The 23,967-nt window shown below is 41.7% G+C and carries 25 protein-coding genes; 10 read left to right on the forward strand and 15 right to left on the reverse strand.

What is annotated here, in order from left to right:
* The first annotated feature begins 282 nt into the window (after positions 1-282).
* Positions 283-501, forward strand: a complete 219-nt coding sequence (locus tag J7E32_RS03200) for a hypothetical protein (RefSeq protein WP_214903469.1) — start codon at positions 283-285, stop codon at positions 499-501.
* 20 nt (positions 502-521) lie between these two features.
* On the opposite strand, the gene J7E32_RS03205 is transcribed toward J7E32_RS03200, so the two are convergent.
* The 3 genes from J7E32_RS03205 to J7E32_RS03215 all read right to left on the reverse strand — a co-directional run bounded on the left by J7E32_RS03205 (position 522) and on the right by J7E32_RS03215 (position 2,190).
* Positions 522-872, reverse strand: a complete 351-nt coding sequence (locus tag J7E32_RS03205) for a hypothetical protein (protein WP_214903472.1) — start codon at positions 870-872, stop codon at positions 522-524.
* 35 nt (positions 873-907) lie between these two features.
* Positions 908-1,063 (reverse strand): hypothetical protein, encoded by a 156-nt coding sequence (locus tag J7E32_RS03210; RefSeq protein WP_214903475.1) that lies wholly within the window; start codon positions 1,061-1,063, stop codon positions 908-910.
* A gap of 110 nt (positions 1,064-1,173) precedes the next feature.
* Positions 1,174-2,190 carry a VanW family protein gene (locus J7E32_RS03215; protein WP_214903478.1) on the reverse strand — a complete coding sequence of 339 codons (1,017 nt, stop codon included), beginning with the start codon at positions 2,188-2,190 and terminating at the stop codon, positions 1,174-1,176.
* A gap of 173 nt (positions 2,191-2,363) precedes the next feature.
* On the opposite strand from J7E32_RS03215, the gene J7E32_RS03220 reads away from it, so the two are divergent.
* On the forward strand, positions 2,364-2,795 hold the full coding sequence (locus tag J7E32_RS03220; protein WP_214903481.1) for a DUF4395 domain-containing protein: 432 nt from the start codon (positions 2,364-2,366) through the stop codon (positions 2,793-2,795).
* Between the two features lie 13 nt (positions 2,796-2,808).
* On the opposite strand, the gene J7E32_RS03225 is transcribed toward J7E32_RS03220, so the two are convergent.
* Together J7E32_RS03225 and J7E32_RS03230 are read right to left on the reverse strand one after the other, a co-directional pair.
* Positions 2,809-3,345: a DUF1572 family protein gene (locus J7E32_RS03225; RefSeq protein ID WP_286182634.1), complete on the reverse strand. Its 537-nt coding sequence runs from the start codon at positions 3,343-3,345 to the stop codon at positions 2,809-2,811.
* Positions 3,346-3,497: 152 nt separating this feature from the next.
* Positions 3,498-4,865: an MATE family efflux transporter gene (locus J7E32_RS03230; protein ID WP_214903485.1), complete on the reverse strand. Its 1,368-nt coding sequence runs from the start codon at positions 4,863-4,865 to the stop codon at positions 3,498-3,500.
* A gap of 172 nt (positions 4,866-5,037) precedes the next feature.
* Here J7E32_RS03230 and J7E32_RS03235 point away from each other — a divergent pair, with 172 nt between their 5' ends.
* Positions 5,038-5,874, forward strand: coding sequence for a GDSL-type esterase/lipase family protein (locus tag J7E32_RS03235; protein WP_214903487.1), 837 nt, complete (start codon positions 5,038-5,040; stop codon positions 5,872-5,874).
* Positions 5,875-5,899: 25 nt separating this feature from the next.
* On the opposite strand, the gene J7E32_RS03240 is transcribed toward J7E32_RS03235, so the two are convergent.
* The 4 genes from J7E32_RS03240 to J7E32_RS03255 form a co-directional block, all read right to left on the reverse strand.
* The gene (locus J7E32_RS03240; protein WP_214903823.1) at positions 5,900-6,049 is read right to left on the reverse strand and encodes a hypothetical protein; all 150 of its coding nucleotides are present in this window, start codon (positions 6,047-6,049) and stop codon (positions 5,900-5,902) included.
* A gap of 120 nt (positions 6,050-6,169) precedes the next feature.
* The gene (locus J7E32_RS03245; protein ID WP_214903489.1) at positions 6,170-6,445 is read right to left on the reverse strand and encodes a hypothetical protein; all 276 of its coding nucleotides are present in this window, start codon (positions 6,443-6,445) and stop codon (positions 6,170-6,172) included.
* Between the two features lie 9 nt (positions 6,446-6,454).
* Positions 6,455-6,793: a nuclear transport factor 2 family protein gene (locus J7E32_RS03250; RefSeq protein ID WP_214903491.1), complete on the reverse strand. Its 339-nt coding sequence runs from the start codon at positions 6,791-6,793 to the stop codon at positions 6,455-6,457.
* A 62-nt stretch (positions 6,794-6,855) separates the two neighbouring features.
* Positions 6,856-8,394: a DHA2 family efflux MFS transporter permease subunit gene (locus tag J7E32_RS03255; RefSeq protein ID WP_214903493.1), complete on the reverse strand. Its 1,539-nt coding sequence runs from the start codon at positions 8,392-8,394 to the stop codon at positions 6,856-6,858.
* Between the two features lie 182 nt (positions 8,395-8,576).
* Between J7E32_RS03255 and J7E32_RS03260 the strand changes: the two genes are divergently transcribed.
* Complete coding sequence (locus J7E32_RS03260) at positions 8,577-9,446, forward strand: TetR/AcrR family transcriptional regulator (RefSeq protein ID WP_214903495.1); 870 nt, start codon at positions 8,577-8,579, stop codon at positions 9,444-9,446.
* Positions 9,447-9,757: 311 nt separating this feature from the next.
* Here J7E32_RS03260 and J7E32_RS03265 read toward each other — a convergent pair whose 3' ends face one another.
* Positions 9,758-10,468: a DUF2161 domain-containing phosphodiesterase gene (locus tag J7E32_RS03265; RefSeq protein WP_214903497.1), complete on the reverse strand. Its 711-nt coding sequence runs from the start codon at positions 10,466-10,468 to the stop codon at positions 9,758-9,760.
* Between the two features lie 127 nt (positions 10,469-10,595).
* Here J7E32_RS03265 and J7E32_RS03270 point away from each other — a divergent pair, with 127 nt between their 5' ends.
* The gene (locus J7E32_RS03270) at positions 10,596-10,901 is read left to right on the forward strand and encodes a hypothetical protein (RefSeq protein ID WP_214903499.1); all 306 of its coding nucleotides are present in this window, start codon (positions 10,596-10,598) and stop codon (positions 10,899-10,901) included.
* Between the two features lie 32 nt (positions 10,902-10,933).
* Here J7E32_RS03270 and J7E32_RS03275 read toward each other — a convergent pair whose 3' ends face one another.
* The 3 genes from J7E32_RS03275 to J7E32_RS03285 all read right to left on the reverse strand — a co-directional run bounded on the left by J7E32_RS03275 (position 10,934) and on the right by J7E32_RS03285 (position 13,428).
* Positions 10,934-11,386: an SRPBCC family protein gene (locus J7E32_RS03275; protein WP_214903501.1), complete on the reverse strand. Its 453-nt coding sequence runs from the start codon at positions 11,384-11,386 to the stop codon at positions 10,934-10,936.
* A 194-nt stretch (positions 11,387-11,580) separates the two neighbouring features.
* Positions 11,581-12,453: an MBL fold metallo-hydrolase gene (locus tag J7E32_RS03280; protein ID WP_214903504.1), complete on the reverse strand. Its 873-nt coding sequence runs from the start codon at positions 12,451-12,453 to the stop codon at positions 11,581-11,583.
* 9 nt (positions 12,454-12,462) lie between these two features.
* Complete coding sequence (locus tag J7E32_RS03285; protein WP_214903507.1) at positions 12,463-13,428, reverse strand: alpha/beta hydrolase; 966 nt, start codon at positions 13,426-13,428, stop codon at positions 12,463-12,465.
* A gap of 155 nt (positions 13,429-13,583) precedes the next feature.
* Here J7E32_RS03285 and J7E32_RS03290 point away from each other — a divergent pair, with 155 nt between their 5' ends.
* Together J7E32_RS03290 and J7E32_RS03295 are read left to right on the forward strand one after the other, a co-directional pair.
* Positions 13,584-13,892 carry a hypothetical protein gene (locus tag J7E32_RS03290; protein ID WP_214903510.1) on the forward strand — a complete coding sequence of 103 codons (309 nt, stop codon included), beginning with the start codon at positions 13,584-13,586 and terminating at the stop codon, positions 13,890-13,892.
* Between the two features lie 401 nt (positions 13,893-14,293).
* The gene (locus J7E32_RS03295) at positions 14,294-14,884 is read left to right on the forward strand and encodes a biotin transporter BioY (protein ID WP_214903512.1); all 591 of its coding nucleotides are present in this window, start codon (positions 14,294-14,296) and stop codon (positions 14,882-14,884) included.
* 162 nt (positions 14,885-15,046) lie between these two features.
* On the opposite strand, the gene J7E32_RS03300 is transcribed toward J7E32_RS03295, so the two are convergent.
* Positions 15,047-19,321: a S8 family peptidase gene (locus tag J7E32_RS03300; RefSeq protein ID WP_214903514.1), complete on the reverse strand. Its 4,275-nt coding sequence runs from the start codon at positions 19,319-19,321 to the stop codon at positions 15,047-15,049.
* A 571-nt stretch (positions 19,322-19,892) separates the two neighbouring features.
* Between J7E32_RS03300 and J7E32_RS03305 the strand changes: the two genes are divergently transcribed.
* The 3 genes from J7E32_RS03305 (at position 19,893) to J7E32_RS03315 (ending at position 21,210) form a co-directional block, all read left to right on the forward strand.
* On the forward strand, positions 19,893-20,093 hold the full coding sequence (locus tag J7E32_RS03305; RefSeq protein ID WP_023614374.1) for a cold-shock protein: 201 nt from the start codon (positions 19,893-19,895) through the stop codon (positions 20,091-20,093).
* A gap of 174 nt (positions 20,094-20,267) precedes the next feature.
* Positions 20,268-20,453, forward strand: a complete 186-nt coding sequence (locus J7E32_RS03310) for a hypothetical protein (protein WP_214903516.1) — start codon at positions 20,268-20,270, stop codon at positions 20,451-20,453.
* Positions 20,454-20,511: 58 nt separating this feature from the next.
* Positions 20,512-21,210 (forward strand): DUF421 domain-containing protein, encoded by a 699-nt coding sequence (locus J7E32_RS03315; protein ID WP_214903518.1) that lies wholly within the window; start codon positions 20,512-20,514, stop codon positions 21,208-21,210.
* 128 nt (positions 21,211-21,338) lie between these two features.
* Here J7E32_RS03315 and adhE read toward each other — a convergent pair whose 3' ends face one another.
* The gene (adhE, locus tag J7E32_RS03320) at positions 21,339-23,942 is read right to left on the reverse strand and encodes a bifunctional acetaldehyde-CoA/alcohol dehydrogenase (protein WP_214903788.1); all 2,604 of its coding nucleotides are present in this window, start codon (positions 23,940-23,942) and stop codon (positions 21,339-21,341) included.
* Between the last annotated feature and the right edge of the window lie 25 nt (positions 23,943-23,967).

Genomic DNA, 23,967 nt, shown 5'->3' on the forward strand with positions numbered 1-23,967 from the left:
TTAGCGTCATCCGGAGAAAAGCTGTCAAAAGAAGGAGCAACTTCTGACAGGTTTGGCTTCATCCAGAGAAAAGCTGTCAAAAGAAAGAGCAACTTCTGACAGGTTTGGTGTCAACCGGAGAAAAGCTGTCAAATGAATGATCAAAAGCAAGAGGGACTCCCCCCTCTTGCTTTTTCTTATGGCGTTGCTAATTTCTCTTGTTTATTTTTAAGAATATTAATTGGATAAATCATCATCTATTGGCAAATATTATTTCCATGAAGAAATCATGGAGGTTTTTTAATGGACTATCAAAATAACATGGAGTTTGAAATCCGTAATGGTTTTTTGCCGAATATGTACAATTCTGACAGACTGAAGGTTTTAGAGGTTTCAGATAGCAGCGTTATCATAAAAATGAGCAATGCCGAGAATCGCAGTGTTTTTCCAGTGGATAATTTCGACTATTGGATCAAACGCGGCTTGCTGGTTAATGTAAATGAAAAGAGACGGACATCGTAAAACAAAACAGCGGCATCTTTTCAGCCGCTGTTTTGTTTTGTAATGCTATTCATGAAAATAACCCCTGAGGCAATCATCGCCAGTTTAAACGTTGAATGAGATCCTACCATAAAATCTGGTATCGGATAAGAGATCGGAATGAACCAGAAGAATGAAAAATAGATCAGCGGCAAAGCAATGATAATGATTTTAACCCAGTCGAATCTCCAGCTTCCATACTTTTGATATTCCTTTACAAACATTGGTATTCCCAGATACATGCCAAGAGGAAAATACAATATAACAGCTAGGATGCTCCACGGATAGAGCCTAAAAGTCTCCCTTCCAATATTCTCAAAGCTTAGTTGAAGGTTTCCTATAACAATCAGCAAAAGGATAAAGCCTGCTGTATACACTAAATACTTTATTACTCTGATCTATTCTCCCTCCTTATCGCATTGCTCCAGCTAAGCCTTTTAAATTCTTGATAAAGTTTATATGTTTCTCTAAAATCATCTTTCCGCTTCATTTCTTCCTTCTTTGTATTCCAGATATATTCTAAAGCTAAATAATTCATATCCATATTGTTCGCCTCCCTTGTTCTTAATTCAAGAATAAGGGAATTGAACAATGGAAACATTCGCCATCAGATTGATTCTTTCTACGCCTTTTGGCGGAATTGTTTTAAGACCGTTAAATGCCTTTTTTCATTTGTGCTTCGTATTCCTTCGATGTCCTCACTTCTACGGTCAAAGTACCTTTTCCTACTATTGCTTTCAATAAAAGTGGTACGCCTGTTGTGTTCTCGAACTTAAAATCCTTGCCTCCATAGGAAACCGTTGCGTCCCGTCCTTCAGGAACATAGCCTACAGACAGGGAATGATGATGTTTCTCCACATAACCAACACCAAGAACATCCACAGCATTATATAAAGTTGAAGAAGTCTGGCAAATGCCGCCTCCTATCCCCATGACCAGCTTTTTGTTAACAATTTCCTCAGCAGGCTGATATCCATGAGCTTCATCACTCGGGCCGACAGTTGTATTAAAGGAAAACACATCCCCTACTCCGAGGATGATATTGTTGATTGCTTCCGCTGACAGCTCGATATTCTTTGTTCTACCCGCAACCCCAGCGTTAAAATAGGTGGTGTACTTTCCGACAACAACCTCGCCGAGCCGGGCAGCATCATCTATTTCATATCCACTTGCCGTAACATAAAGCGGAAGCTCTACGTTCCCCCCAATTTCTGACGCTTGGATGATGCTTTCAACCAGCTCAGATTCTTCAAGAATAATCAATGGACTCCCTTTTATCACCTGGCCATCCGGACCAAGTTTATCCGGAATCATCCGTTGATCGTATCCCGGCGTCGCGTCATTTCCGCGAGCCAATTCTCGAGCCCATTGTTCCAATTCGGCTCTAAACTTCTCATTATCGCTTCCATAACCCATTTCTACCGGCGTAAGTGACCTGATCACTTCTTGGGTGTTAGGCTCAATTACATTCACTACTATTGGTTGTGCTTCTTCTTCTTCTTGTTCAGTTGCCTCCTTTTCTTTTTTTCCATCTTCACTTCCTGCCTTGCCCTCCTGTTCAACCCCCTTTTTTTCCGTACCAGCTTTCTCTGCAATTGGTTGTGAACAGCCAGCTAATCCAATGAATGCCGCAAAAAACAAAAAGCAAATGACCTTTAAATTTTTCCCCATGTTTCCCCCATCATTTCTATATATATTTGAAACCAGCATTCTATTATATTCAGGTATACTTTTCCATATTTCCTAAAAAGTTCACTCCAAATAAAATTATTTGCTTTAGTCTTCACATTTTAGGAAAAAAAAGATAAAATACATATAAACCAATAAGAAAGGTCGGATTTAACATGACTACTGAGATTCGCTCAATTCCTCTGCCGCTGGTAAGGACAAATCAGTGGTTCATTGTCATAAGTGTTTTAAGTACCTGGTTAACAGGGATTGAATGGATTTTGACTTTGCCACTGTTAGCAGGAATTTCAGGACTGCTCTTCGGATATAATCCAGTAATGCGAATCGCCAAGCGTTTCTTGCGAAAACAACCGTCAGATTATATTCCGGAAGACTGGCAACAGCAGCAGTTCAATCAAAAAATCGCTGTTATCTGCTTAGCAGGCGGAATCATTTCCTATGCAAGCGGCTTAACAACATTAGGTCATATATTTACTACGATGGTAGCGTTAGCCGCATTTATTGCAATACTTGGATTTTGCATAGGCTGCTTTATCCGATTTCAATTGTCTAAGTATAAGCATAAGAAACATGCAACTAATTCATAATAGAGACCTCTTTTCACGAAGTCTCTTCTTTTTTTGACATCCCCATCATTTTTTCGTTGAATTGCTGGGAGTGACCCTTTGGAATACTGAGTGTTTTCCATTCCTCATTTTTAATCATCTTTGCTAGATAGACAATCTGCCCGGCATGTGTTGCTTGATGGACAATTTGGCGCTGGATGGCCTCCATAGCTGTGTGTGGTTCGTTTCTAATTAAGACTGTTTGTCCCATGTCCTGCTCCGTTAACTGTGAAAGCGTCTGAAAAAGCACTGTCCAGCCATCATTCCAATGAGTTAGCAAATCCTCTCTCGCGGCAAATGTTCCCTCAAATTCTCCATCTCTATTGCGATCTGGTTTTTCACCATCAGATGTCAAAAAGTCACGGAATCTCGATTTAAGATTACCGCTCATATGTTTTGCAATTATCGCAATACTGTTAGATTCTTCGTTTGGAGAAAAATGGAGCTGGTCCGGGTTCAATTGTTCCATCGCTCTCTCTGCCTGAACTTTAATGCTTTTGAAATTTTCATTAGCCAACTTTAAATAACTCATTTTCCGCACCTCCCTAAAGTAATATTCCTCCAAAAAGACTGGATTCCTTCTGTGAATTTCCATAATCAGGATGAAAATTTTAAAGATTCTTTAAATTTTTAACCATTCTAAAAGCATAAAAAATGAGATTCCTAATCAGGAACCTCACTTTTTTATGCCATCTCTGCCAAATTACCGTTAAAACGACGTTTTTGGATAAATATCAGTCTTAGTGATAAGGATATTCCCGCTGCAAGCAATCCGATGGTCAATCCTACCCAATATCCCGAAGCTCCAAGTCCGGTTTTGTGGGCCAGAAGGTAACCGACCGGCAGGCAGATGAGCCAGTATGCAATCAGTGTAATAATAAATGATATATTCACGTCTTTGTACCCCCGCAATGCTGCGAGTGCAGTGGCCTGGATCGCATCGGATATCATGAAAAACAAGGCATATATCAAAAATTGTCCAGTTAAAGCGATCACTGCTGGTTCATTTGAGTAGAATCCTGCCACCTCATAACGGAATAGTACGACTAGCAATCCGGCTCCAACTGCAATAATGGCACCAAGATAAATCCCCATCCAACTGTAGGCTTTGGCATCATTATAACGCCCTGCACCGACTTCAAAGCCGACCAAAACAGTTTGCGCCATCGAGATGCTCATCGGAATCATATATAGGAATGATACAATATTTAAAGCAGACTGGTACGCGGCAATCGTCGTGATATTGAATTTACTGATCAAAATCGTGACGACAGCAAACATGCTTGTTTCAAAAAAGATTGATAAACCCATAGGGACACCGATTTTGAGAATTTCCTTCACTTTCTCACCGGAAAATTCCTTGAAGTATTTCAATCCGACAAAATCCGAGAATGGCTTTTGCTTGATAATGACCACTGCAGTCATGCCCGCAATCACAAAATAAGTAATCGACGTTGCATAACCAGCTCCAGCTCCTCCTAATTCAGGGAAACCCCAATGACCGAAAATCAGGACATAGTTCAAGAAGAAGTTGATTGGTAACGACATCAGGAGGATATACATAACAACTCTTGTTTTACCGAGTGCGTATATGAAGGATCTTAATACATTAAAAATAAACAATGGGATGATTCCAAAACCTAATCCGGCCAGATAGCGGAACGCCGTTTCATGTACACTTTCAGGCAGGTTCATCGCCGTTAAAATTGGATTGAGCAGAAAAACACCCAAAATGATGACTAGTAATGCAATGATCAATGCCAAATAAATACCATGTGTAAGAATCGATGATACTTCTTTTCCCTTCTTTTCACCAAAGCGCTGGGCGGCAATTGGCGAAACAGCCAGGAGTATCCCACTGAGACCGGTGAAGACCGGGCTCCAAATTGATGACCCGATGGCTACCCCAGCAAGGTCTGAAGAATTATATTTTCCTGACATGATGGTATTGAAAAAGACCATTGAAAACATCCCTAATTGTGTAATCAAGATAGGGATCAACATGACAAAAATCTGTTTTATTTTTTCCTTTGTCGAAAAAGTCTGGTACATCTGTGTACTCCTTGAATATATTAATTATATAATTATAACAAAATATCTCTCCAATAACGGAATTTTTTTCGGATCCCTAAATATTATCACTATTTTAAAAATGGAAATACCCCCCTGATTATTTCCTTCAAAATCCTTGATACAATAGATATATATCGAGGAGTGAATCATCATGAAAATCATAAAAATTCTGCTGCTTTCGTCTCTGCTTGCCGTCCTGTCATTTTCAGCATGGATTTACTATCCCCAGTACCAAATCAATAAAATCAAGCAGGAAACTGCACCTTCTGTTGAAAAGACAAATAAGCTTACTTATATAGATTACTACAGAACAATTCCGGACAGCACCATTAACCATCTCGCTCTCGGCGATTCAATCATACGTGGTTACCGTATTCCAGAAGAAGAGAATTTCATCAGTCAATTTTCAACCCAACTCGGTATGGAAACTGGCAAACAAGTTCTTTCACAAAACGAAGGAGTAATCGGGATTACCAGTGAGAGATTGAATCTTCTGGTACAGGATGGTGTGTATGACGAAGCGATCAAGGAGGCCGACCTTATAACAGTAAACGTCGGTGGCAATGACATTCTTAAAGCTGTCAAAAAAAGCGATATCTATAGTGCGCTGAAATCCTTTGAAAGTCTGCAGGAAGGTTTTTCACAAAACCTGGCTGAAATTACTGCCAAAATTGGTGAGTTGAATCCTTCGGCGACAATCGTTCTTCTGGAGCTTTATAACCCGATGCCAGCCGATCATCAATTTTATTCTCTTGCGGATAAACTTCTTCCAAAGTGGAATTTATTGATTTACGAAGCTGCAAAAGGTACATCGTCTTCCATAGTGGTACAAACTACAAATGTCATCAACAGCGATAACTTAGAATTCCTGGCAAGTGATGGAGTGCACCCTAACCCATCTGGCAATACAGCTATATCAAGTCAGATGCTTGAGCAATTCCAACAACAGCATAAAGCGGATGCCGTCCTGGCAAACCGCCAAAATTAAGCTGGGCAATAAGCCTGGCTTTTATTTATTTTTGCTGTTCCTCCTGGTAATGTTCATTTAATAAGGGGTTTTCAGTTGTGGCAAAATTGACGGATTGCAGACTCGTTTCTTCATCCAGTCCGAATAATTTAGCTACTTCATTCCCATAAGCCCCTTCCATCTTATCTTTTCTCACGATATTCACCTCCCTCCATTGTCTTTCTAGCGCTGCTTTTAATTCGAGATGAAATAAATTTGCTATGTTTTAGCCAAATCATTGCGATCCGCTGCAAGTGTTGGCTGTTCTAAACATCCCTCATCCATCATGATTTGCCCCGTCCTCAGCATATAATAAAATTTCTCCGTTTAAACGGGCGGTAAATTTCAGCGATATCCTTTCTTCATGATTTGTCACTTCTTTCAAACCCTTCTGTTTATTTAAGGATAGATTCCCCCTTAGCAACGTAATTATTTTGGTATTACAGCACCGTTTATGGGGAGCTTTTACAGTTTTTTTAACTGATTTTTGATGCAAACTATATCTCCAAAAGAAAAAGCCAGCACCTTGTACAATACAGGTGCTGGCTTTCATTTGCAGTGCTTATAAGAACCAAACCTTCACGATCTTTTCGCCTTCAATTTCATATATGGCAACCGCTTTTTTCGGCTCGGAATTTTCCCTGCCTGTAACGAGCTCATGATCCACAACCTTGTTTCCATGAACCATCCTGCCCAAAAGTTCCGCATGGTTATTTGGATGCTTTTTAAAAAGCTTGCCATATCTGGTCCGCATTTCCTCAATACCTCTGGTTGTTACCTCGTTACTCGGAAATTCCAGGATTACTATATCTTCACTATACACTGACAAAAACTCTTCTAAATTTTGTTTGTTATACGCATCGAGCTGTTTTTGTGCGAGCATTTCTGAGATTCTTTCCATAAAAGCTGCTCCCCTTTTTATATAAATTTATACAAAACCCCCTGGAATACAGGGGGAAGTAATTAGTTATTAACCAACTTATGAGAAGGTTTCTTTGCTGGGACTTTTTTGCCAATTGTATCTTCTGCCTGTGTAGCACGCTTGATAAAGAAAGCGAGCACCAAAGCGATGAAAGAAAGAAAAACTGTTACATAAAAAGCATCATTGATCCCATGAAGCATCGCCTGCATGGCTATCTGTTGTTCCATTTCAGCTTGAACAGCAGGGGTAACAGCTTTACCTGCTGCAGCGGCCTCTTTCAGTGCTGAGGCTGCCAATTCTTTTCCATAAGTTTCTGCTCTCATTGACATCACGGTCACCAGCAATGCTGTTCCTATTGCACCTGAAACCTGCTGCAGTGTATTGTTCATTGCTGTGCCGTGCGGATAATAACGGGCAGGCAATTGGTTCAGGCCGTTCGTGTTAACAGGCATATTAACCATCGACATACCGAACATGCGAACTGTATAAAGGATGATTAACTGAGTATACGTTGTTTCCATTGAAAGCTTGCTGAAATAGTAGCTCGTCACAAGCGTGATGAGCAGGCCAATGACCGCCATTGCACGACCGCCAAATTTATCAAATAATTTTCCAGTAATCGGTGACATAATTGCCATGGCAATTGCGCCTGGCAGCAGCATTAAGCCTGCATCGAGTGGAGAAATCCCGCGTATTGTTTGCACATAGATTGGCAGCAACAGCATTCCAGAGAACATCGCCATTGTCACGATCATAGAAATTACTGAAGACAAAGCAAACATTGGATACTTATAGATCCTGAAATTCAACATCGGATTATCCTGGCGTAATTGACGAAGGATAAAGACGATAAGTGAAACTGCACCAATCGTTAATGTTAGATAAACATGTGGACTTTCCCACCCTTTCGAACCGGCAGAGCTGAAGCCGTATAAAAGCCCGCCAAATCCAACGCTCGATAGAGATAATGAAATAACGTCCAGTCGCATATACACTTTCTCTTTTTTATCTTTTAACAGGAAGAATCCTAGTAACAAGACCGTCGCTGCGATTGGCGTTACAAAATGGAAAAGCATTCTCCAGTCGTAATGCTCAATAAGCCAGCCTGAAAGTGTCGGACCTATTGCCGGTGCAAACATAAGGACCAATCCGAATACACCCATTGCGGTACCACGTTTTTCAATCGGAAAGCTTATAAGCATGACATTCATCAATAGTGGCATCATGATTGCAGTACCGGATGCCTGGATCATCCGCCCTGCTAATAAAAGCGGAAACACATGTGCAGCTCCAGATAAGATCGTGCCCAAAGTGAATAAACCCATCGCCGTCAAAAATAAATTCCGTACCGAATACTTTTGGATCAAATACGCACTAAGAGGAATCATGATACCACTGACAAGCATGAAACCAGTTGTCAGCCACTGTACTGTCGTTGCTTCGACCTTTAAGTCAATCATTATGGAGGGCAAAGCTATATTAAGCAATGTATTATTTAAAAAGGCAATAAAAGCTCCAACAATTAATACCGCCAATATTCCATAGGGCGGTTTGTCAGGTGTTTGCATATTTTGTTCCATTCTAGTTTCCTCCTATATTGTTCACAAATTTGCAAACAATTTAATTGCATAGACACTAGCATATACCATCGGTCCAATTTTTGCAACGTTTTTAAACCACCTTTACAAAGGGATTTGTAATGTCCGAAAATTTAATGTAGTATATTTTTATACAACCGGTACAAAAAGGTTAAGGTGATGAAATGAACGACAGAAAACGCCATGTTATTGAAAAAGCACATCAGCTTTTTATAGAAAAAGGATTCCAGGCCACCTCTATTAAGGATATCCTCGACTACAGCGGAATATCAAAAGGAACATTCTATAATTATTTTTCTTCCAAAAATCAACTGCTCATGGATATTTTTAGAACAACCTTCAAGAAGGTAGAGATTGACCGGGATGGATTGCTGCTTGGCAAGGATCCTGGTGACCCAGAAATCTTTATAAGCCAAATCGAATTACAGATGACTGCAAACCGGGAAAATAAGATCGTTCCGCTTTTTGAAGAAGTGTTTTTCTCAGGTGATAAAGAGCTCAAACAGTTTATCGAAGTAGGGCAAATGAAGATATTGCGCTGGTTTTCCGATCGTCTCGGGAACATAACCAATGATATTTGCCAGCCTTACCTTCTCGATGCGGCCATTATGCTTAATGGTATCCTGCTCCAGAACATCAGGTTCCATCGTAAAGCGAATGGTGAGGCAGCGAGTATACGTCCAGTTGTTCGGTATAGTGTCACTCGAATTTTAAATATGATTGATGAGCTGGCACTCTCTGGAGAACAATTAGTGCCACCTGAAATAATGGATCAATGGCTTCCCGTTTCCAGAACAGAGGAACTTGACTGGAGAATTAAACTTCATTCAGTCATTTCTCGAATGAAGAAGCTTGACTGCAATAACACTGAGTATCTTAAAAAGCTTAATTTCATCGAAGAAGAAATTCTTCGTTCCTCCAGCCCGAGAAAATTCCTGATTGACAGTGTCCTATTATCATTGGCCACGGTCTATAAAAATGAGCTGGATGAATTACAGGGACTTATTGACGAGAATCTGCTCAAAAAGGCATAAAAAAGCGGGGAGAAAACAGTTTATTGTTTCTCCCCGCTTTTTTATTTTGATTTTAGAGGAATTTTATTGGCGGTTTTCACAAGTTTATTGGCGATAATTTAATTTTATTGGCGAAAATAAATTTTTATTGGCCAAAACACCTATTTATTGGCGAAAAGAGAACTTTATTGGCGAACTGGAAATTTCGAGTGTTTTTTTCCAGCTAATAAACTCGTGATAAGGTCAAAAACAGCTTTTTATTTGAGATTGATTTTCAAGCAGACAGTAATTCCATTCTCTCCCGCCACTTACCGTTTAACCTGCACTTAAGGTCAATTTTCCGTTTTCAGACCAGCTAAATAATATTCCACGAGCTCAGGGTACTCTTCAAGCTCTTTCTTTCCTTGCTCTGTGATGACATAAATGCCTCTCTCGACTCTTTCAAACCATTTGTAATAGTTTTTCTGAAGAATCAAGGGCGTCTTTCCTCCTGTACCGAGAGCAACGAGCGCTTTCGGAGACATTTGCCCGAGTTTTTCTAGATAACAAGCGATTTGGATGCAATTTTCTTTGTAGGCAGTCATGATCTTGGTTTTACTGCTGCCGCCGATATTGTAATCAGCGCTTCTTCCTTCTATCTCTTTAATCAACGCTGCTTTCTTCCTCGTATTCTTGCTTGTCATGCGCTTATATGGTTCCGGATGAACCTTAAACTCAACACTTATTCGATTACCAGAAAACGATACTATGATCAGTCCCAATTCCAGCCTTTTTACTAATTGAATGATATCATTCCAGCGTTTCCTTGAAATGCGTTTTGGTTTCGGAATCGCTATATATACGAGATCAGTCAGCCTTTGCCTTCTCGTTGCCTGAAGCAAAAGGTCGATATTGAGATTTAGTTTTAATTCGACGATTATGAGCTCCTCATCCTTGACAGCCGTTAAATCACAATCGTGTACCTCTCCATTAACACGATAGCCATGTTTTATAAAATGCTTACGGATAGGCTCATATAAATCGGCTTCTAAAAGTTTTGTCATGTGTCAAACCCTTCTGTCTTCCCTGCGGTTTTTCCTATCATTATAGCAAACTTTTTAAATGGATTAAGTCATTTAGACAAGCCCGCTACATATAATGTTTACGGATTATGTTGTGGAGGATAAACAAATGAGGGTATTATTGCTGTTTTTATTGACTCTTCTTCTTGGACTAATGGTTTTCCTGAAATTTGAAATGGACGAAGCGCGAAAGGTTTCCAACCAGGTTAAAGCTGAGTATTTTACAGAAGCATTCATCATCAACAAGAACGACGATTCTGGATTTTATGGTGAGAGCGCGGATGGAAAAAGCATTTATTTTAAAAAAGAAAAAGTGCCAGCCTACGTGAAAATCCAAAGTGGCGATTCCGTTCTACTGTATTTTGATAAAAGCGGCCGAATAGATGGCCCTGTGAAAATCGAGAAAATAGACTAGGGAGCCAGCTGATTGCGGGCTCCCTGAACCTTTTATCGAATCGCTTTTCTTTCCTCAAGTTTCTGGGCGATCGCTGTCGTAAGCTCTTGACCGCTTTTCGGGAGTGAAGATTTCATGACTGCATTCATGACTGGTGCAAGGGCGCCTTCTGCCGTCATTTCCAGATAACCAGTCATCTTTGTCCGGTTTTGGCCTAAAGCTTCTGCGTTAAAATATCCTTTACCTGTCAGATTTTCATTTATTCCCTTCAAGTCGAATGTCACCCGTGTTGGTTCCATCCACTCTTTTATGGTGACCTGTAAACTGATCTTCTTCTTCAATACACCAACCGTCTCCTTGAATGCCCAGTTGGACTGCTTTTCGCTTAATTTTTCATGACTGATATATCCGGGCAATAATGGTGCCCAGTTGTCCATGTCTTTTACGAAATCCCAAACCTGTTCGATTGGAACATCAATTATGATATCGTGTCTTCCTTCTGGCATGATTTCTCCTCCTTTGTTGAAAATATCCACTAAGAGTTATATGTTTTACAGAATGATTTATACTTCATTTAATAATCTTCTGCTGCCCTTAAAATGAACAGATAGATGGGCAGTCCTATCGCAGAGATAAGGCCATCTAAAACAGGACAATCACCAATCCATTATGTATTTTCCCGTAAAAATAAAAAACACACCTAGTTTGGTGTGTTTGATGACTTTTCAAATCCATTGACGAAGTATTCGATTGTTTCAAGTTCTTCTTCTGTAAGTTCCCTGTTAACCTTTTTTCTGAAATCCTCTATCATTAATTTTGAATTTCCACGATGTTTTTCAGTCAGATCACCAATAGACCTCAGGAGATTCGCTTGGTCTTGGAATTCTTTTTTAGAAAGTATGCCAGAATGAGAAAGTATATAAGTGTCTGCATCAAATGCTTCAATTTTCCTCAGTAAGTCTCTTGTTCCCTCGACAGTATAGTTGTCTTTTGGCGAAAAGATATCGGGATAAAGGCTGTCAGCCAGGAATAATATTTTTTCCTCTTTGACATATACGACAACCGAATCTTCAGCATGGTCGCCTCCCACATGCTTGATAATGCTGGTAATGCCGCCAAGATCTATTTCGATTTCATCTTCAAAAGTCATCTCAGGCAAAGTGATTCTAATGTCCAGTTGATCCGGAAACTCTCGTTTTATCGCGTTCGCGCAAAATTCAATTTCCGTTCCCTCTGCTACCCTTTGATCGAGTGCTTCATTTGACCAGGATAACGGGAGCAGCTTTTCAATATCATTCCTCGTTTTCTTTGAAGAAATTGAAACTGTATTTCCAAGCGCATGAAGGCCGAATATATGGTCCCAATGCCAGTGTGTCAAAATTACATAAGAGGGTTCCGATACACCCTTTTCTTTTAACATATCTATGAAAAGATTGGCGTGTGCTTCAGAGTTCCCAGTGTCAATCATCAGCGTTCTTTCATTGCCTGTGACCATCCCGAGGATAGGCCTGTCTGTTTCAGAAACAGGCGTCATATACCAGAATCGCTTTCCTATTTTTTCGATTGATTGCATTTAATTCACCTATTTTCCAGTGGCTTTTGTCCAGAATTCCATTAGTTTTTCTTGATACTCTTGTTCAGCGATCGTGTATGCCTCCGTGTGCCCGGCGCCAGGAACAATCCATAGCTCTTTATCACTTTTCGCTATTTCGAATATGCGTTTTCCCATTTCAGTCGGTACTAATGCATCCTTGTCACCGTGAATGATGAGTAATGGGAGTCTATTTTTCTCAACACTGTCTAATGCCGAAGCTTCAGCGAATGTGTAGCCTGCCCTGATATTCGTGATCACAGAGGTAACCTGCATGACCGGGAATGCTGGTAGATTATACAGGTATTTCAATTGATGGCTCAGTTCCTCTAGAACCGTCGTATACCCACTGTCAGCAATAATTCCCTTGACCTGTTCAGGAAGTTTTTCTCCGCTTGCCATCAGTACAGTTGCTGCACCCATGGAAAAGCCATGCAGGAAAATATCTTCAGCCCCAGCTTCTTTAGCTAAAAACTTTGACCATAGTACATAATCCTTGCGATCATGCCAGCCATAACCTATATAATCACCTTCACTCAAGCCATGGCCTCTCGCATCAGGCTTTAAAATATCAAACCCTTGATCATAGTAAAACTTCGTGATTCCTGGCATTTGCTCACTATTCCCTTTATATCCATGAGCTAAAATCACAGCTTTTCCAGAAGAATTAGCATTTTTTAAGAAACGTGCCTTCAGCTTTAGGCCGTCCTCCGATTTTATTTCAACGATTTCAAAGTTTTGCTTTTCTGTCCAGGCTGTAATCTCCTCCAGCTTCTTCTGCTCCTCTTCTTCACTTAGCAGTTTGGCCACTGTGACACTTTCCCCGCCGCCATGAAGATCAACAGATTCTTGACTCCGATTTATGGCAACATTATAAAAGTAATTACCAGCAGCAATCAAACCGATGATAATCGCGAGAACCGTACCGCTCGCTATCAATATTATCTTTTTCTTCACACCCAGATTCCCCTTTTCCCCCTAGTTTCTCTATCTTTTTAAAAATAGTTTACCAGATGGGGCGAAAAAAAAGACCAATTTGCATGATTTTGTAAAAGTTAGATTTGCCCGATTCATGGGTATATATAAGTAAAACCGATAGGAGGCTGATTGAAATGGGAATTGAGAAAAAACATATCCTTAAATCATATAAAAACGAAAAAGAAGCTATCGATTCAATTGAAAAGATAAAGGATGAAAAAGATAATCCTGTCAACAGTTCCATTTCAGGCTATAATGTCGAAAAGAAATCGACCAAAGAATATCCTACCAACGCCTTCAGCCCAGGCGAGCTAGATATGGGAGAACCTGCATTTAAAGATTACGAGGATGACCCTTCAGAAAACCCCGGGGTAGAAGCCAATAAAAACAAGGATATCGACAGGCCGTTGCCTGAACGAGCAATGAATAATCGTATAAGATAAGACCAGGTGCACGGATTTTCCGTGCACCTTTACTTTAGGCTTCGATCTATACAGGATAATGTTTTGCCTATGGTGCCCTGGATCACATATGTATCAGGTGCATAGTCATATGGAGTCTCACCCTTGTTGATGATAGTCACAGGAATTCCGTCATTTTTATATTGAGGAATTGCTGAAAATGGTGAACTTTCAAGCTCGAACCAACACAAGCAAACAGTTCGCGTCAGGAATAAATCCTGGAAACTGTTCAAACCCTTCACCAGTGAACCATTCCCTAATGAATTGCAGCTCCTTAGTTAAGTTAAAACATGTATGTTAACCAAACTATTTTTATGTTGACATATAATATTCAAAAAGTTTAATCTATTATTGCACATAAAATACATAAAGGGGATTTAGGAATGAAATTTAGAACTCTTGATTTAACACTGGCAGCGATGTTTGTTGCCCTGATGGCTTTTGGCTCGAACATCACATCTATCGTACCTTTCATGGTTGTTGGAGGCGTGCCGATCACATTGCAAACCTTCTTTGCCATTCTTGCTGGAGCCGTTTTAGGCAGCCGGTTAGGCGCTATTTCAATGGTCGTTTACGCATTAGTAGGACTAGTAGGTGTCCCGGTTTTCGCTCAATTTGGCGCAGGTTTTGGAACATTGATCAGCCCGACTTTCGGATTTATTCTTTCATTTATTTTTACTGCTTACGCTGTTGGTAAAATCGTTGAGAAGAAACGTAGTGTTGCGACATTCATCGTTGCTTCACTAATCGGACTGTCCATTAATTATATCATCGGAACAAACTGGATGTATTTTGCCTATAAATTCTGGGCAGCAGCTCCAAAAGGCTTTACGTATGAGATGGCATGGCTTTGGATGGTCGTTCCGCTGCCAAAAGATATCATCCTTGCCGTTTTTGCGGGACTGATGGCAGCAAGACTTGAAAGATCTGTGCTTTCGAGACCAAGCTTCAGCCATTTACGCAAAACAGCTTAATTAAATAAGCTGTTGTTTTAAAAAGCTGCACAAAGAAGGACAGCAATTACAGCTGTCCTTCTTTGTGCCCGGCGGCTTTCCCATAAAGTGGTTTCATGAACATTCAGCTTAAATGAAAATGGAGCCCTTCACCATCGGCGGAGGGCTCCACTTTGAATTTTACTACTTCATCCCTTTTTTCTTTACGTTAATGAATAACTTGCCATCAGCGGTCTTTCTTGTTTCATTGCCGTAGGAATCAACTGCTTTAACTTCAATAACTGCTCCTTCTGCTACGATATCTTTCGTAGCTGTGTAATATCCCACATAATAACCTGGAGACACCTCACGCATAGGCAGTTCAGTCGCATTGGTAGTTTGCGCGGTGTTTGTTAAAGGCATGTGAAGGACGAATGTCGCATCCAGTTCCTCTTCACTCGTGAACTCGATTTTTACACTTTCACCTTTCTTGAGTGTAACATCCACTGCCGGCTGCAATTCTGAGATGACAGGTGCTGTGAATTTCACATCGACATTCACAATTTCTTCTGAAATGTTGCCCGCTTTATCATTGGCAACGACCTTGATTTCATTAACACCCTCATCCAGCATGACTCTTGCTGAATACTTTCCGTCCTCTACCTTGGCTGCAGTTCCATTGACTGTTACTGCATCAAGATGATCATCAGCGATCGTTCCCGTTACTGTAACCGTTTCTTTATTAATCTTGCTGCTGTCTGCCGGTGAAGTAATTGTCAACTCTGGTGCATGTGGATCATAAGTGACTTTAACTTCTTCAGATGGGTCTGTAACACCTTGCTCTGTCGAAGCTTTAGCTGTTAGAGTATTTTCGCCTTCCTGAAGTTCAACCTCAACCTCGTAGGAACGATCATCATTTGCCGCTACCGTAGCAACCTCTTCTCCATCATTGTAAATATGGACAGTCGTCGTAGGGGCTGCTTCACCTTTTACCGTAACAGTTCCTTCATTTGTGTAAGAACCATCAACTGGAGATGAAATCGTTGGAGCGGTCACTTCATAATCTACGACTGCGCGGATCATATAGTTTCCTTCATCCTCAGGTGAAGGTGACCAGCCGCCGCCGACCAGCTGCCAGCTCCTTAATGCATTTTCACCGTCTTCATCAGTTGCAAGACCCGGCGAAGCTGTATTGATGCCTGCCTGAATATAAACGAGATAGAAATCGCCTTCTACCACGATTCCATGGCTGCTCAAATCAACATGTGTCCACTCGCCATTCCTTAATGCCGTTGCATCGATCGGACCTGCGAGTTTCTTTCCAGGTGCTCCATCAGTACCAGTAGCGTCATAAACTTCCACTTTGAAGTCTGTACCGCCTGGAACTGGCCACTCTGTATCCCAAAAACGGAACAAGCCGCCAGTTACCAATGCTTTGTCATTGCCCTTAGCCAATGACATCTTTACTGCCCAGCCATTGCCTGCATCATAGAAGGCTCTAGCATTTTCAGCAGTGCCATCATCGTAGCCAATTTCACCTGGATAACCGATGAATGGTTTAATTTCGAAATCCTGCTCGATGTCCCCTTCAATATTAATTGAAGCTTCTTGACTGTAGTAATGAGGCGCGATTACTTTTAAAGTGTACTCGCCTTCATATGCTGTCAGTGAGTATTGACCATTTTCATCAGTTGAAACTGGGGCGACGTTCGCATCTTCTAGCAAGTAAACAGTTGCCCCCGCAACAGGCTCACCTGTTGCTTTATTTGTAATGGCTCCAGTTACGGTACCCTTTGGCAATTCCTCAAGGTTAAAGTTAGCGATCGCCTCTCCATCCTGTTCAATGTCTACCGTTTGGGTTTGTGGACGGAAACCATAAGCCTCTGCGATAACTGTAAAAGTACCTGCAGCATGAGTTAATTCATAACTTCCGTTTGCAGGGTTTGTTTTTACAGAACGTCCTGATTCCACCACTGAGACTTGTGCCTGCATAGGCAAGGCCATAAGTGAAGATGTGTTTTCAGCCTTCTTAGCCTTAGGGAGTGCGATGGTGATCTTATTCGCATCCACTGGCTCTTTCAAGCTTGCTTTTGAATCATCTTTTTCAACACCAAGTTTGGCAGTTGCCGGTTCAGGGAGAGGAGTATCCGCCAAGCGGACGTCATCCAGGTACCAGCCATCCCTGACTACGCTGCCATCGGTTGTTACATTGAAGGCAATATAGATTCTTTGGCCGGCATATTCACTCAAATCTACTTCCCCATCGATCCAGCCATTGGACAGATTGTTAACCCGCAGTTTTTGCACCCAATTCACTGCATCTGTCGATACAAATACATGGCCGTAATCATAGTTTCTTTCAAGGTTATACCACTGCTTGAACTGAAGGTAGCTGTTGCCCTCCGGCAAATCGATTGGCGGCATTTGCAGGGACATGTTCGCACGGTTCTGGTACGTGCCTGAAAGTGTCGTTCCATAAAGTTTTTCACCTGAGAAAGCTGATCCAGGACCTGATGTCGGAGTTCCCCATTCCCAGCTGTTGGCATCTCCATAAGTGGTCCAGCCTGCAGTATCATTTTCAAAATCTTGTTCATATCCAACCGTGATACCCGGCAATACAGTAACACTATGCTCGCTTACTGATTCGTTGCCGCCGAAGTCCACTGCTTTCCATTTGTAGTTGAACGAGCTGCCTGCGATGGCTTCTCCCGGCACGTCTGCACGATATGTTCCATTTTTGTAGTCCCCGCTTGTGCGAACTGCGGCAACAGATGACCATGTTCCATCCTCTAATTGATATTCAAGTTCTACATTTGTTACACTGATGTTGTCGACAGCTGAAGCCTCTAAAGTCAGCGGCATTCCTGCGAAAACCGTGGCAGGTTGGGAATGCTCCAAGACCGGTGCTTCACTGTCGTCTCCATCTTTTGTTACCTGGCCTTTCAATTCCCCTAGGCCCGATACAACAGATGACACAGCATCGAATACATTCAATAATCCAGCTCCATAGCCGTTATTTGGAGATTCTGGGTATGCATTGTCGGTTAGTGGCAGTGCGGTAGTCATCAGGATTTCTTCCAATTCATCAACGCTCAGACTTGAATTTGCCTGCAGCAGTAATGCTACAGCCGCTGATACATGCGGCCCTGCCATCGAAGTGCCGTTCCATCCACCTTCATATCCGCCTCCTGGTACAGATGATCGAATATTGACTCCCGGTGCCGAAAGCTCAGGCTTGATTTCTCCATAAGGAGATGGTCCAAGCAATGAAAAGCTCCCCAGGTTATTGTTGATATCAGTCGCTCCTGTAGCCACTGATTCAGGATAGTTAGCAGGGTTAGCTACTGAACCCGGTCCGCCAGGGTTACTGAACGTAGTATTTCCCGCTGAAAATTCCGGGAAGATCTCTGCCGCTCTCCACGCCTGGACCATCGGGCGATACCATTCATCCATCCCTGGTCCCCCGCCCCATGAATTGTTGACAACATCAGGTGCTAAATCCGGGTTTCCGTTCGGCGCTATAATCCACTCGCCTGCTTCTAGGAGGTCAACATCAGTGCCTCCAGCAGCTGTAAATGCCTTAACAGCAATCCATTTTGCTCCCGGTGCAACTCCGATTGCATTCGAACCATCTGCCTCTGCGCCGACCATCGTTCCGGTTACATGAGTCCCGTGACCATGATCATCATAGGGTGCAGACTGACCTGCTACTGCATCAAACCAGTGATCTGCATGAGACGATTCACCAGTTGCTGAATCATAACCTCGGTATTGATCACGTAAAGCCGGGTGGTTCCACTGTACACCTGTGTCAATGGAGGCAACTGTGATGCCGCTGCCGTCAATCCCCATGTCCCATACAGCTGGTGCTCCGACCCGGTCAATATTCCATTCGATCGAGTTGGTTTTAGCTGCAGGGTCCTGTACCGCAACAGCCGACTTTTCCGGAACAAATAGCTGCCTTGTTTCATTAGGAAGGATTTTATCAACTTCCTGGAAGCCCGCTACTTTTTCCATTACCTCTTTAGTGGCGGTAACGGCAATACCATTAACCACATAATAAGAGTGAACATCTTTAGCGATTCCTTTTTTCTCTTCCTCCCTTAAGTATTCCAGGACATCAAATTGAGTCTGCTGTGCTTTTGCCTTCAACTCGGAAACGATCGTGGAGCGTTTCATTGATTTAGCTTTGGCAGCCGTCGCCTTTTTTAAGCTGGCTTTTTTGTCAGCCTCCTTGGCAACAGCATTCGTGTCTACCTGTTCCCTCATTTTAATAAGGAAGGTGACCTTTTCCTGCTCACCGAATTGATCATATAACTTCTTATTTACCTTTTGCTCTGAAGTCTGGATCGCATCTTTTGCAGAAACACTTACTCCTTTGTTTGCCGCTGCAGTATTCATCTGGGGCTGTAAAAGCATTGGCAATACTAGTGCGGTCGTGAGAAGAACGGATAATAATCTTTTTTTCTTTCGTTTCATCCACTTACCTCCTAAGTATTTTTTTGAAATAGCTATCCTCCTCCCGTCGCATTTTCTATGTAAAAATAGGTGCTAATTTAAAAATAGACCTCTAAGGCTTGTTTTTGTGTCGAAAAATAGGATTTAAATCTGAATATTCAGTAAATGATTAATAAGTAGTTGTTGGGAAAATAGGTAAATAAATCCAAAGGAGTGTGTCTTCCAGGAATGAACAGGATATGCGCACACTAAATGCCCAATTTACTAGTAAAAATACAAATGTCATTCGGCTGCGAAAGAAAAAAAGGGTAAATACTCCTGCTTTTATAAAGCTGTACACCGCTTTTCGTTACTAGAATCCTACTCTCAATCTCTTTCTTAGTAAACGGGGTTTTTCTCTAATAGTTATACTGGGGCTTATGGAGGATTATAAATGGAAAAATAGATTTAAGTTGATTTTTCTTCCACATCCTGTTATTCTTAAGAAGAATTATTTTTGTTCGGTGTAAAGGATAGAAATTATTTCGTCTTAATGATCACTTTGGGCAAGGATAGTAACATAATGTGCTAACGCACTGGGAGGTAACAAGAAATGGAACAAGGTACAGTAAAATGGTTTAACGCAGAAAAAGGTTTTGGATTCATCGAGCGCGAAGGTGGAGACGACGTATTCGTACACTTCTCTGCTATCCAATCTGAAGGTTTCAAATCATTAGACGAAGGTCAAAAAGTATCTTTCGACGTTGAGCAAGGCGCTCGCGGACCACAAGCTGCTAACGTATCAAAACTATAATATTAGTTTTGTTTAAAGAAGAAGGTTCCTTTGGGACCTTCTTTTTATATTGCTCCTTAACCTCTTCCCTCCACCTTTCTGCTTTTCAGGAAAATCTCCCCTATCTAAAAAACTTCATCAGATCAAGGTGTATTCACATATCCCAACCCTGACCGAATAAATGGCTTTGCAAATATGAATGTTAATAACATCAACAGCTCTTCTGGAGTATTTTTCGGGACGAATATGAGTCTTAATTTTCTTTCGACGACAAAGTCAAACAATGGGTTTACTATAACAGATGATGAAAATGAGCTGGTTCGTAACTTGAGCTTTGTGAAGGATGAAAATGAACTGGAAGTCATTAAGTCTGTCGCTTAGAATATTATCCCGCCTACACGCAAATAATTAACATGATTAAGGTTAAGGCGGGGTAATAATGAATCAGTTAGAATTAGTACTTAGAATCGCAATTGGATTTATCGTGTTATTTTCAATGGCAAGGTGGTCCGGCAGAAAAGAAATCAGTCAAATGACTTTCTTTAACCTTGTATCTGCTATTGCGTTTGGTTCAATAGCAGCAGCACTTGTTGTCAATCCAAGTGTAAGTATTTTAAACGGGATAATCGCTTTAATAGGCTGGGCGGCTTTTACGGTGCTGACAGACCAAATACACCTGAAGTCCAAGAAGGCGAGAAAAATGCTGATGGGTGACCCGGTTATCGTGATTAAAAAAGGAAAAATCATGGAAGATGCTCTAAGGCAGACACGGCTTGACACAGACTCACTACAAGCCATGCTCAGGGAAAAGAGCATTTTTTCTATGAGCGATGTTGATTATGCAATTTTTGAAACAGATGGGAAGCTTTCAATCATGAAAAAAGAAAACAAACAAACGGTTACGAAAAGCGATTTGAATATCGCTATGTCACAAGGAAATTTCGTTCCGCTTTCTACTGAGTTGGTAGCTGACGGGAAAGTGAATCTTAAAAACCTAAACAAAATGAATAAGGATCAAACTTGGCTTAACGACCAACTGCAACAGGCTGGAGTTCAATCAGTGGATGATGTTTTTTTCGCAGAAGTTCAGACTGATGGAAAACTATATATTGATAAAAGAGATGACGTTTTGCACTAAAAAGAGGCCCCGCTTTCATAGCGTTAGGCCTCTTCATCCTAGAACATTCCAAATAGCAATAAAGTTTGAGAAAAGAGCTTTACAAATCTATGAAGAGATGGAATCTAAGGATTCCATCTCTTTATCTATTAAACTCCCTTATATGCCAATCGATAGATTTCCGCCAGTTCTGAAACTAGTGGAAGCTTAGGGTTGGCTGTTGTGCACTGGTCTTCGAATGCCCGGTCGGCAAGCTGGTCGACCTTAGCTTCGAAGTCGGCTTTCTCAACACCGTTCGCTTCAATGCTCATTGGAATATCCATTTCCTTCGCCAATTTGATGATCGCCTGGACCAGGCTTTCAACACCCTCTTCGGTTGTACGGCACGGCAGTCCGAGTATGCGTGCGATTTCTGCATAGCGCTGGTCGGCAACGAAACTTTCATACTTAGGGAATGCTGTGAATTTCTTAGGTTTTGTTGCGTTGTAACGTATGACATGCGGCATCAGGATGGTATTCGAGCGGCCGTGGGCGATATGGAATTCCGCACCAAGCTTATGCGCAAGACTATGGTTGATTCCAAGGAAAGCATTGGCAAACGCCATACCTGCAATCGTCGACGCATTATGCACCTTCTCGCGGGCCACCTCATCCTGGCCATTTCGATACGCTCTTGGCAGATATTCAAACACGAGCTGGATCGCTTTAATGGCAAGACCATCTGTATAGTCATTGGCCATACAGCTGACATACGCTTCAATCGCATGCGTCAGTACGTCCATTCCAGTATCAGCAGTAATATGTTTTGGCACAGTCATGACAAACTGCGGATCAACAATTGCCACATCCGGAGTCAACTCATAGTCTGCGAGCGGATATTTGATGTTCGCTTTTTTATCGGTAATGACTGAGAAAGATGTCACTTCTGAACCTGTACCTGATGTTGTCGGAATCGCTACAAATTGGGCTTTGCGGCCTAGCTGCGGATATTTGACAATCCGCTTGCGAATATCAAGGAACTTCTGCTTCAAGCCATGGAAGTCTGCATCCGGATATTCATAGAACAGCCACATGCCTTTTGCTGCGTCCATTGCCGAGCCGCCGCCGAGGGCAATAATGACATCCGGCTGGAAGTTCGCCATCATTTCTGCACCTTTCATTACGGTCTCGATCGATGGATCCGGCTCTACGTCAGAGAAAATTTCACAGTGAACGTAGTCTGGACGTTTTCTTAAATGATAAAGAACTTTGTCAACATATCCTAGCTTCACCATTCCAGGGTCAGTGACGATGAAAGCCTTTGAGATTTTCGGCATTTTCGCAAGATACTGTGTTGAATTTTTTTCAAAGTAAATTTTGGATGGTACCTTAAACCACTGCATATTCACATTCCTTCTCGCGACTTTTTTAACATTGATCAAATTGATCGCACCTACGTTGGTAGACACGGAGTTCCCGCCGTAAGTTCCGCAGCCAAGTGTCAGAGATGGCAGGTAGGCATTATAGATGTCTCCAATTGCTCCCTGGGAAGACGGTGCATTTACGATGACACGTCCTGCCTTCATTCTTAAGCCGTATGCTTTAATCACTTCATCATTTGTTGAATGGATGACAGCAGAGTGGCCAAGCCCTCCGAATTCAAGCATCTCTTCTGCGCGCTTAAATCCTTCCTCTGATCCATTCACTTTATAGCAAGCTAATACTGGGCTAAGCTTTTCACGGGAAAGCGGATATTGAGCACCCACGCCTTTCAGCTCAGCAACAAGGATTTTCGTCTCCTCAGGTACTGACACACCAGCCATTTCAGCAATTTTATGAGCTGGCATCCCCACTATATCAGCATTAACAGCGCATGATTGTTCATTGATGACAAGCTTCTCGACTTTCGTTCTTTCATCCTCGTTTAAAAAGTAGCAGCTATTCGCGATCATTTCTGTTTTTACATCATGGTAAATTTCTTTATCAATGATGACCGCCTGTTCAGAAGCGCAGATCATTCCGTTATCGAATGTTTTTGATAAAATCAGGTCATTGACAGACCGTTTTACATTTGCAGTTCGTTCAATATAGCAAGGTACATTTCCAGGACCAACACCCAGTGCCGGCTTTCCTGAACTGTAGGCAGATTTCACCATACCAGCACCGCCAGTAGCCAAAATCATCGAAATTTTCGAATGGTTCATTAAAGCTTGTGTCGCTTCAAGAGATGGTTTTTCAATCCACTGGATACAGTCTTTTGGCGCTCCTGCTTTAACTGCTGCGTCGCGGAGAATTCTCGCCGCCTCACTGCTGCATTTTTGTGCAGATGGATGGAAAGCGAATATGATAGGGTTCCTTGTTTTAATCGAGATCAACGCTTTGAACATGGTGGTCGAGGTTGGATTCGTCACCGGTGTTACGCCGGCGATCACGCCAACTGGCTCAGCTATCGTAATCATGCCTTCGTGCTCGTTTTCGTCGATGATCCCAGCTGTTTTATCATATTTGATATTGTGGTACACATACTCAGTGGCAAACATGTTTTTGATGATCTTATCTTCATAAACACCGCGTTTTGTTTCTTCAACTGCCATTTTCGCAAGTGGCATATGCTGATCAAGTCCTGCCAGCGCCATTTCCTTGACGATTTTATTTACTGCTTCTTGATCCAGCTCACGCATTTGTGATAAAGCTTTTACCCCTTTATCCAATAGACTGTCAACCATTTTCGTAACAGAGGATTGTTCCTTTAACACTTTTTCAACTGTCCCCATCATCAGGACCTCCTAATTGTTTTAA

The sequence above is a fragment of the Bacillus sp. ISL-55 genome, assembly GCF_018613155.1.
Taxonomy (GTDB): Bacteria; Bacillota; Bacilli; order Bacillales; family Cytobacillaceae; genus Mesobacillus.

What these genes read in the sequence shown, in the direction of transcription:
- adhE (WP_214903788.1), bottom strand. Translation starts at nt 23,942, where the DNA reads ATGGGGACAGTTGAAAAAGTGTTAAAGGAACAATCCTCTGTTACGAAA.
- J7E32_RS03300 (WP_214903514.1), bottom strand. Translation starts at nt 19,321, where the DNA reads ATGAAACGAAAGAAAAAAAGATTATTATCCGTTCTTCTCACGACCGCA.
- J7E32_RS03280 (WP_214903504.1), bottom strand. Translation starts at nt 12,453, where the DNA reads ATGCAATCAATCGAAAAAATAGGAAAGCGATTCTGGTATATGACGCCT.
- J7E32_RS03225 (WP_286182634.1), bottom strand. Translation starts at nt 3,345, where the DNA reads ATGAGTTATTTAAAGTTGGCTAATGAAAATTTCAAAAGCATTAAAGTT.
- J7E32_RS03315 (WP_214903518.1), top strand. Translation starts at nt 20,512, where the DNA reads ATGAATCAGTTAGAATTAGTACTTAGAATCGCAATTGGATTTATCGTG.
- J7E32_RS03310 (WP_214903516.1), top strand. Translation starts at nt 20,268, where the DNA reads ATGAATGTTAATAACATCAACAGCTCTTCTGGAGTATTTTTCGGGACG.
- J7E32_RS03215 (WP_214903478.1), bottom strand. Translation starts at nt 2,190, where the DNA reads ATGGGGAAAAATTTAAAGGTCATTTGCTTTTTGTTTTTTGCGGCATTC.
- J7E32_RS03200 (WP_214903469.1), top strand. Translation starts at nt 283, where the DNA reads ATGGACTATCAAAATAACATGGAGTTTGAAATCCGTAATGGTTTTTTG.
- J7E32_RS03230 (WP_214903485.1), bottom strand. Translation starts at nt 4,865, where the DNA reads ATGTACCAGACTTTTTCGACAAAGGAAAAAATAAAACAGATTTTTGTC.
- J7E32_RS03235 (WP_214903487.1), top strand. Translation starts at nt 5,038, where the DNA reads ATGAAAATCATAAAAATTCTGCTGCTTTCGTCTCTGCTTGCCGTCCTG.
- J7E32_RS03265 (WP_214903497.1), bottom strand. Translation starts at nt 10,468, where the DNA reads ATGACAAAACTTTTAGAAGCCGATTTATATGAGCCTATCCGTAAGCAT.
- J7E32_RS03220 (WP_214903481.1), top strand. Translation starts at nt 2,364, where the DNA reads ATGACTACTGAGATTCGCTCAATTCCTCTGCCGCTGGTAAGGACAAAT.
- J7E32_RS03275 (WP_214903501.1), bottom strand. Translation starts at nt 11,386, where the DNA reads ATGCCAGAAGGAAGACACGATATCATAATTGATGTTCCAATCGAACAG.
- J7E32_RS03245 (WP_214903489.1), bottom strand. Translation starts at nt 6,445, where the DNA reads ATGAAAGCCAGCACCTGTATTGTACAAGGTGCTGGCTTTTTCTTTTGG.
- J7E32_RS03305 (WP_023614374.1), top strand. Translation starts at nt 19,893, where the DNA reads ATGGAACAAGGTACAGTAAAATGGTTTAACGCAGAAAAAGGTTTTGGA.
- J7E32_RS03290 (WP_214903510.1), top strand. Translation starts at nt 13,584, where the DNA reads ATGGGAATTGAGAAAAAACATATCCTTAAATCATATAAAAACGAAAAA.
- J7E32_RS03250 (WP_214903491.1), bottom strand. Translation starts at nt 6,793, where the DNA reads ATGGAAAGAATCTCAGAAATGCTCGCACAAAAACAGCTCGATGCGTAT.
- J7E32_RS03270 (WP_214903499.1), top strand. Translation starts at nt 10,596, where the DNA reads ATGAGGGTATTATTGCTGTTTTTATTGACTCTTCTTCTTGGACTAATG.
- J7E32_RS03260 (WP_214903495.1), top strand. Translation starts at nt 8,577, where the DNA reads ATGAACGACAGAAAACGCCATGTTATTGAAAAAGCACATCAGCTTTTT.
- J7E32_RS03255 (WP_214903493.1), bottom strand. Translation starts at nt 8,394, where the DNA reads ATGGAACAAAATATGCAAACACCTGACAAACCGCCCTATGGAATATTG.
- J7E32_RS03210 (WP_214903475.1), bottom strand. Translation starts at nt 1,063, where the DNA reads ATGGATATGAATTATTTAGCTTTAGAATATATCTGGAATACAAAGAAG.
- J7E32_RS03295 (WP_214903512.1), top strand. Translation starts at nt 14,294, where the DNA reads ATGAAATTTAGAACTCTTGATTTAACACTGGCAGCGATGTTTGTTGCC.